This window comes from Nocardioides nitrophenolicus (assembly GCF_016907515.1).
GTDB lineage: Bacteria > Actinomycetota > Actinomycetes > Propionibacteriales > Nocardioidaceae > Nocardioides > Nocardioides nitrophenolicus.
In genome coordinates this window covers 2,616,496-2,623,975 of the sequence record NZ_JAFBBY010000001.1, presented here as the reverse complement: position 1 = coordinate 2,623,975, position 7,480 = coordinate 2,616,496, and the positions used below count along the sequence as shown (strand labels likewise).

The 7,480-nt window shown below is 65.6% G+C and carries 5 protein-coding genes; 4 read left to right on the top strand and 1 reads right to left on the bottom strand.

What is annotated here, in order from left to right; all coding sequences use genetic code 11:
* Positions 1-43: 43 nt before the first annotated feature.
* Positions 44-2,083 (top strand): helicase HerA domain-containing protein, encoded by a 2,040-nt coding sequence (locus JOD66_RS12755; protein ID WP_204837245.1) that lies wholly within the window; start codon positions 44-46, stop codon positions 2,081-2,083.
* Positions 2,083-3,450: a DNA double-strand break repair nuclease NurA gene (locus JOD66_RS12750; RefSeq protein WP_204837244.1), complete on the top strand. Its 1,368-nt coding sequence runs from the start codon at positions 2,083-2,085 to the stop codon at positions 3,448-3,450. Before JOD66_RS12755 ends, JOD66_RS12750 begins: the two co-directional genes overlap by 1 nt.
* On the opposite strand, the gene JOD66_RS12745 is transcribed toward JOD66_RS12750, so the two are convergent.
* Entirely contained in the window at positions 3,447-4,316 is an 870-nt protein-coding gene (locus JOD66_RS12745; RefSeq protein ID WP_204837243.1) for a DNA adenine methylase, read from the bottom strand. The genes JOD66_RS12750 and JOD66_RS12745 overlap by 4 nt on opposite strands.
* Before the next feature lie 890 nt (positions 4,317-5,206).
* Here JOD66_RS12745 and egtB point away from each other — a divergent pair.
* Positions 5,207-6,484, top strand: a complete 1,278-nt coding sequence (egtB, locus tag JOD66_RS12740; protein WP_204837242.1) for an ergothioneine biosynthesis protein EgtB — start codon at positions 5,207-5,209, stop codon at positions 6,482-6,484.
* Positions 6,481-7,449 (top strand): L-histidine N(alpha)-methyltransferase, encoded by a 969-nt coding sequence (egtD, locus tag JOD66_RS12735; protein ID WP_204837241.1) that lies wholly within the window; start codon positions 6,481-6,483, stop codon positions 7,447-7,449. The genes egtB and egtD overlap by 4 nt, the downstream gene beginning before the upstream one ends.
* The last annotated feature ends 31 nt before the right edge of the window (positions 7,450-7,480 follow it).

Here is a 7,480-nt window from a genome sequence, read left to right as displayed (position 1 = left end):
AGTCTCAAGTCGGAACCGTTGAGGCTTGACCGAAAAGGCAGACATGACCGAGCTCATCCCAGGAGTAGGCGCCGGCTCGCTGCTCCATGCCCAGCTGCTCGCCGACGACCGATCCACCCGGATCGGCGCGATCTACCGGCTGGACTACAACGAGGCCATAGTGCTCACGCACGACAAGTGGAAGTTCGACGCTGGCGGCATCCCGCAGCACTCATTCCTTCTCGCCACGGCGCAGGACATCAATACCCCGCAGGTCGATGACGACGAGGTGCTCCTGCTGCGGGTCGAGGGAACGGCTCCGCTCTCAATGGAGACCGACCTACACGCCGTCCGCGAAGAGTCGCTCAGGTCGGCTCTTTCCAGCAACAACGACCCGCTGCCGTCGGCTGTGCTCGACGTCGAGATGGACCCGTTCACGCGCAACCGCGTCTCGTTCACTGGCCTCCGCTGCCGCATCCTGGGCACCTTCTACGAAGACGACGTGGATGGCCGGAAGGTTCTCGAGTTCGGCGCCGACGTCGACAACTTCTACGCAACGTCCACCTACCGAGTGCTCAAGCCGGTGGGAGACGGACTCTCGACCATCGCGTCCTACCTCAAGCCGACGGGACGCGAGCAGGAGCGAGTGCGGATCGGCGCGGTGCGCTACTCGGCGACCCGGCGGCGCGCGAAGACGTCGAAGCAGGCAGATGCTGCGGTAGAGGTCAACATCCACGACTTCATCGGGAACAAGACCGCTCTGCTTGGTATGACCCGGATGGGTAAGTCCAACACGGCCAAGACCATCATCGCCCGCACCTTCGTGATCTCGGAGCGGCAGCGCGCCGTTAGCGGGAAGCCGATCGGTCAACTGATCTTCGACCCGCAGGGGGAGTACGCCAACGCCAACACCCAAGACGGCACCGAGATCGCCGCCATCGGCGCCAACCACGTGAGCATCTACAAGTTCGGCGCGGACGGATCGCAGCCCCACGTGAAGCCTCTCAACATCAACTTCTTCTCCGAGAACCAGATCGATGCCGTACAGGGCCTGATCTCAGAGGCGCTGAGCGGCGAGGGATCGGGATACGTGAAGGACTTCGCAGGAACGTCGTACTCCGACGTCGCAGGCGACCGATCGGCCACCACCCACGCACAGCGGGCGCGCATGGTCCTTTACGGAGCGTTGATGCGCGCTGGTTTCAGCGTCCCGGCCAACTTTAGCGCGCGCATCAACATGGCCGGGAGCCTCCAGGCGACGATCACCAACGACCTGGGCCGAAACCCGTTCACTCAAGCGGGTCGGACACCCAACATCGTGTCAGTTGGCGCTAGCGACCTCGAGGCGGTCGTCGACAAGATCATCGAGCTTCGCGAGGCCAACAGCCAAGACGCTGCCGACTTCACCAAGGACGTGCGGTGGAAGAGCGTGGAGCCGATCTTCACGACGCAGAGCGGAGGGCGATCGGTCCGCGGCTGGCGCAACCTCAACCCCTTGCGGCCGTTCCACAGCCCGCTGACTCAGAACGACCCAGCCATCGAGATTTACGACGAGCTGGTCGACGGTCGGATCGTCATTGTCGACCTCCACGTCGGTGCGGAGGCTGTGACGAGGGCGATGAGCGAAGACATCACACGACGGTTGCTCTCGCGCCAGACCGAGGTGTTCACGTCCGGTCAGGAGCCTCCTCACATCCAGGTGATGCTCGAGGAAGCCCACAACCTCTTCTCGTCAGACCGTTACAAGGACGACCTGGACGTATGGGTGAAGCTGGCCAAGGAGGCCAGCAAGCTGAATCTCGGCATGACGTACGCGACACAAGAGGTTTCCGGCGTCGCCCATCAGGTCAAGGCGAACACCGCCAACTGGGTTGTCGCACACCTCAACAACACGACCGAGGTCAACGAACTCGCTAAGTTCTACGACTTCGGCTCGTTCAAGGACGCGATCATTGCCTCAGAAGACCGCGGCTACGTGCGACTCAAGACGCTTTCGTCGCCCTACATCGTGCCCGTTCAGATCGATCGGTACGACGTTGAGCTTGTGAACGAAGCCCGCGCGGCCGCAGGAGATGCCCCGCTTACGCCGGGGCGGGATTCCTGATGCCCTACGAAACCGTCGCGGGGTCTCATGAGCTCGCGTCGAGGCTCGGGCATTCGGCAGCGGCGGTTCGCGCAGTCGCCGACAACCGAACCTTTCACGTCCCGGCTGAGGCCCTCCGTGACGCAGAGGACATCAAGAAGAAGGTTCGGCCTCGCGGCGATTTCCTCTTTCCCGATGAAAAGCGGTTGACCGCTGCGCTGGCGATCGATGGCTCGTATGTCGTCGAGCGCATCCGTGACGGCTTGCCGTCGGTGCTCTACGGCTTCGCGCAGGCAGCTGCGGCGTACGTCGATCTCACGATCATGGAGTCCCAGGCAGCCGAAAGGTTTGTCGACCCATACGAGGTCGAACGCGCCGTGAATACGGCGCTTGTGACGCTCGACCTGCCTGTTGCCGGCGCATACACGCGGGAGGGAGTAGACATCGCCACGTCGTGGCGCGAGGCCATCGACGGCCTCTTTCGGGCCAAGAAGGTTCAGGTCAATCGACTCGACGAATCTCTGCTCGACCTGCTTTTCCTGCTCCACGGCCGTCCCGGGGCCCCGGCGAGCCGCTTGCCGGTCAACTGTCCCACTGAGGACTGCCAGAAGGACGTTATGGTGCCGGCCGCCGGCGTTGAATGCATCGCATGCAACGAGTGGCTGTACCCCACGGACGTACTCCGCATCCACGAGGAGGTTGGCGAGGAGGGCTCGAACCAGTCGGCGCTGGGACGGCTGATGTCAGTCGTCGAACTCCTCGTCCTTGTCGGACTTGCGACGCTGCTGTGGGAGCAGTCGCGTTACGAGCTCCTGCCGAGGACCCTGTTCATCGTGGACGGCCCTCTCGCTGTTTACGGTCCGCCTGCGAAGCTGCGGGCCCGGGCCTTGGAGTACTTCCAGTTCATGGACGCAGGGACTCCCGGCGACGCCCCATACCTGTGTGGACTTGAGAAGACAGGCGCGATGGTGGACTTCGCTCGTCAATTGGCCCGTCACGAGATCCTCCAGCCCGGCGAGGTCCTGGTCTGTGACGAGGAGATCCTGGCCAGGGTCACGAACGCGACGAATGTGCAGGCGTACGGCAAAGAGACCTACTGGGGGCGCAAGTTCGTCTATCGCGCCCTCGACGGACGTGTCGTGGTGCCGACGGTGATGCCGGCTGTCGGCGCGCCATACGACGCGAACGGTGGTCAGCCCGACCCGAAGGATTACCCGACGCTGCCGGCGATCATCGACGTCATCGACCGGACCGGGTCCTCGATGTACGTCGACGGCATCATCCCGGTGGCAGCCGCACACGGGAAGGCGGCCTTCCCGATTGGCGTTGGGACCGACGTCCTACGTCTCGTCGCTACCCAGCGCCTGGGACTAGCCCAGGGCAGTTAACTCTCGGAGCCGAGCGCCTTCGCCACGGTGTTCGACAGAACCATGAACTCGCTGGCCACTTCGCGGCGATTCGCGGAGTAGTGGAGGTTGAACTCCAGCGATGTGCGGTCTCGATACAGCTTCTTGATGAAGTCGGCGATGTCGTACGTGAGTACCCAGTTGGCGTCGGACAAGGCATTGAGCCACTGGGCGAGCGAACGATGCTGGTCGTCGTTGAACGAATTCAGGTAGAGCGCACTGCCCTTCTCGTAGTACGGGGGATCGACGTACGCGAAGACGTTCTCCTTCGGGAGCCAGTCTCGAAGGCGACGCACGCCGTCCTGGTGTGTAACCAGGATCTTGGACCGGTGCTTGCCGACGGCTTCGATCCGTTGCCTGAGGGTCTCCTTGTTGAAGCGTGCGTCGAGCTTGTACGTCCCCTCCTGCTTGAGGCCGCCGATCATGCCTCCGCGCAGAACGCCGGATCGGTTGGTCCGGTTGAGGAAGAAGGTTGCGAATCCGAGGTCCAGCTTGTCGAGTCCCGGTTCGTCGCGACGCCGATAGATCTCACGCTGTCGCTTCCACTCCTCGACTGTGAGCGGCACCGAGTCGAAGCGGTCCAGAAACTCCTCGTGGCGGTGGAGCATGGAGTCCCACAACGAGTAGACTGAATAGTCGAAGTCGTTGATGACCACACGGCCGACGATGTCTCGGTACAGCAGATCAAGGCCGGCCCCGGCCCCCCCGGCGTACGGCTCGACGTATGTGGGCTTGACCAGCCCAAGAGCCCGGATCGTGTCCTCAAAGAAGCCCGCAAGCGACGCTTTGCCGCCGGGATAGCGGAGCGGGCTCGGATTGGAGCGTCGCCGCGCCATGACATCGATCAAGGCACACCTCTTCGCGCGGGCTTACTGGACGGAGAAACGATACCGGCGGCCGCCGACGTTTCGCGCGAGAGTAAACGCTGCCGGTCGGACCTCGGGGACGAAGAGCGTGTGCCACGCTGCTCGCCACGCGGTTCGGCGCTGGGGTGCGTCTGGGTACGCACAACATGAAACGGCGCCTCACGCCGGAAGACGTTTTCGCAGGTCACACGCCGTTTCAGACATCTAGACGCAGGTCAATGAGCCCCCGGAATCAGATGTCGTAATACACTGCGGAACTGCCGCGACTGCGGAAGGTCGTACGGCCGAGCGTCGGCCGGGCTATGGGAATGCGGTGGATGGTCGTCGATCTTGCGGTCAAGCTGCGGGCGACCACAGAGCCGTGATCAACAGACCGCGGGAGTTCGCGACGTCGCTTCAACCAGCGGCGCCACCTTTGCCGAAGCAAATATCAACGGCCACCGCTGCAAACCTGGGGAGCGGCGATCTTCTCCAACACTGAGTCCGGGGAGTTGCGGTCCACTCCAAATCGCAACTGCCAGGCACTCTCAGGGATCTTGGGCTCGATGACCGCTCGGACGACGGCTTGAGCGGCATGATCGGCGTCACCGCGGACGACGTTCCGATCTTCCAGTCGCCCCTCTTGACGCCGGGCATGAGCCGCCGGGTCCAGGTGCCGCTCGCCTCCCCTACCGGCTCGGTGTCCAGGCGAGGGAGACTTCGCCCGACGAGCTCGACGCATCCCCGGTATTCGGCGACCCGGCGCTCCTGTGCACGGGAGTATCCTGACGCACGGGAGTATCCTGACGGCGCGCGGCCGACTCCGGTGAACATCTGCTGACGCCCGTTTCATACCCCTGGCGAGTGTCGGTGCCCCGACCTACTGTCGAACCATGACCGCAACCCAGTGGACAGCGGACTCCCTCTTGACCAGGTACGACGAGGTCAGAGCTCACACCGAGCGCCTCGCCGCGCCGTTGAGCCCGGAGGACCAGACGGTCCAGTCGATGCCGGACGTGTCGCCGACGAAGTGGCACCGGGCCCACGTGACCTGGTTCTTCGAGACGTTCGTGCTGGCGGACAACGAGCGCAACTTCGCGCCCTACCAGGACCAGTACTGGTTCCTGTTCAACAGCTACTACGAGGCGGTCGGGCCGAGGTACAACCGGGCCGAGCGCGGGGTGATCAGCAGGCCGGGAGCCCATGACGTGGGGCTCTACCGCAGCAATGTCGACGAGCGCTTCCGCAACCTGATCGACCAGACCGACCAGGGGACGATCGACAAGCTGGCGGGGACGATCGAGCTGGGCTTCCATCATGAGCAGCAGCACCAGGAGCTGCTGTTGATGGACATCAAGCACGTCCTCTCGCTCAACCCCCTGCGCCCGACGTACGCCGGCACCCCGGCCGGCCCGACGACCCCGGACCAGCTCAACTGGGTCGAGGTCGAGGGCGGGTTGGTGGAGATCGGCCACGACAGCAGCGGCTTCTCGTTCGACAACGAGCTGCCACGACACCTGGTCCACCTCGAGCCGTACCGGCTCGCCGACCGGCTGGTGACCAACGGGGAGTGGCTGGAGTTCATGGCCGACGGGGGGTATCGGCGTCCGGAGCTGTGGCTCTCCGACGGGTGGGCGCAGGTGAAGGCGCAGGGCTGGCGGGCGCCGTTCTACTGGACCGAGGTCGACGGGGTGTGGTTCGAGCACACCCTCCACGGCAGCTTCCCGGTCGACCCGGGGCTGCCGGCGAGCCATGTCAGCCACTACGAGGCCGACGCCTACGCGACCTGGGCGGGCAAGCGGCTGCCGACCGAGGCGGAGTGGGAGCACGCCGTGCGTGGGCACGGCGACGACGGAGAGGCCAACCTGGCCGACACCGAGACCTGGCACCCGCGGGCAGCGGGCAGGAGCACGGGCCGGCTGCGGCAGGCGTACGGCGACTGCTGGGAGTGGACCTCGTCGGCGTACCTGCCCTATCCCGGCTTCCACCCGGCCGAGGGCGCGATCGGGGAGTACAACGGCAAGTTCATGTCCGGGCAGATGGTGCTGCGCGGCGGCTGCGCGCTGACGCCGCCGGGACACGCGCGAGCCAGCTACCGCAACTTCTTCCCGCCGGGGGCGCGGTGGGCGCTGAGCGGGGTGCGGCTGGCCGACGGGGGTGTGCGCGGATGAGCCAGGAGGTGCGGGTGCTGCTGGAGCCCGACTGGGCGAGCGGCAGCCTCGCGGCCGACGTACGCCGAGGCCTGAGCACCATCCCGCGGACCCTGCCGCCGCGCTGGCTCTACGACGACCGGGGCTCGGCGCTGTTCGACGAGATCACCCGGCTGCCGGAGTACTACCCCTTCGCCGCCGAGCACGCCATCCTCACCGCCCACGCCGGCGACATCGTGACCGCGAGCGGGGCGACCTCGCTGATCGAGCTCGGCAGTGGTACCAGTGAGAAGACCCGGCTGCTGCTCGACGCCTTCACCGAGCGGGGCCAGCTGGAGAGGTTCGCGCCGGTCGACGTCTCCGAGGCGACCCTGCGCGAGGCGGCCGAGCAGATCGCGGCGCGCTATCCCGACCTCGACGTGACCGCGGTGGTCGGCGACTTCACCCTCCACCTCGCCCAGCTGCCGGCCGGGGGCCGGCGGATGGTGGCCTTCCTCGGCGGCACCATCGGCAACCTCTACCGCGAGGAGCGGGCCGCCTTCCTCGGGGCGCTGGCCGACGTGCTCGAGCCGGGCGACTCGCTGCTGCTCGGCACCGACCTGGTCAAGAGCGCCGACCGGCTGATCGCGGCGTACGACGACGAGCGTGGTGTCACCGAGGAGTTCATCCGCAACAGCCTGGTCGTGGTCAACCGCGAGCTGGGTGCGGACTTCGACCCTGACGCGTTCTCCTATGTCCCGTTCTGGGATCCCCACATGGAGCGGATGGACCTGCGGCTGCGCGCGGAGGTGCCGCAGCGGGTGAGCATCCCGGGCGCCGAGCTGGTGCTGGACCTGGCGATGGGGGAGGAGATCCGGATCGAGATCTCGACCAAGTTCCGGGTCAGCCGGATCGCCGCCGAGCTGGAGGCCGCGGGCCTCGACGTGGCGCGGGTGTGGACCGACGATGCTGGCGACTTCGCCCTCACCCTCGCCGTGAAGGTATAGAACCCGCGGCGCGGGATACCCCCCTTGAGTC

Bases quoted from the DNA above. Each gene is read 5' to 3' on its own strand.
- egtB (WP_204837242.1), top strand. From the start codon at position 5,207: ATGACCGCAACCCAGTGGACAGCGGACTCCCTCTTGACCAGGTACGAC.
- JOD66_RS12750 (WP_204837244.1), top strand. From the start codon at position 2,083: ATGCCCTACGAAACCGTCGCGGGGTCTCATGAGCTCGCGTCGAGGCTC.
- egtD (WP_204837241.1), top strand. From the start codon at position 6,481: ATGAGCCAGGAGGTGCGGGTGCTGCTGGAGCCCGACTGGGCGAGCGGC.
- JOD66_RS12755 (WP_204837245.1), top strand. From the start codon at position 44: ATGACCGAGCTCATCCCAGGAGTAGGCGCCGGCTCGCTGCTCCATGCC.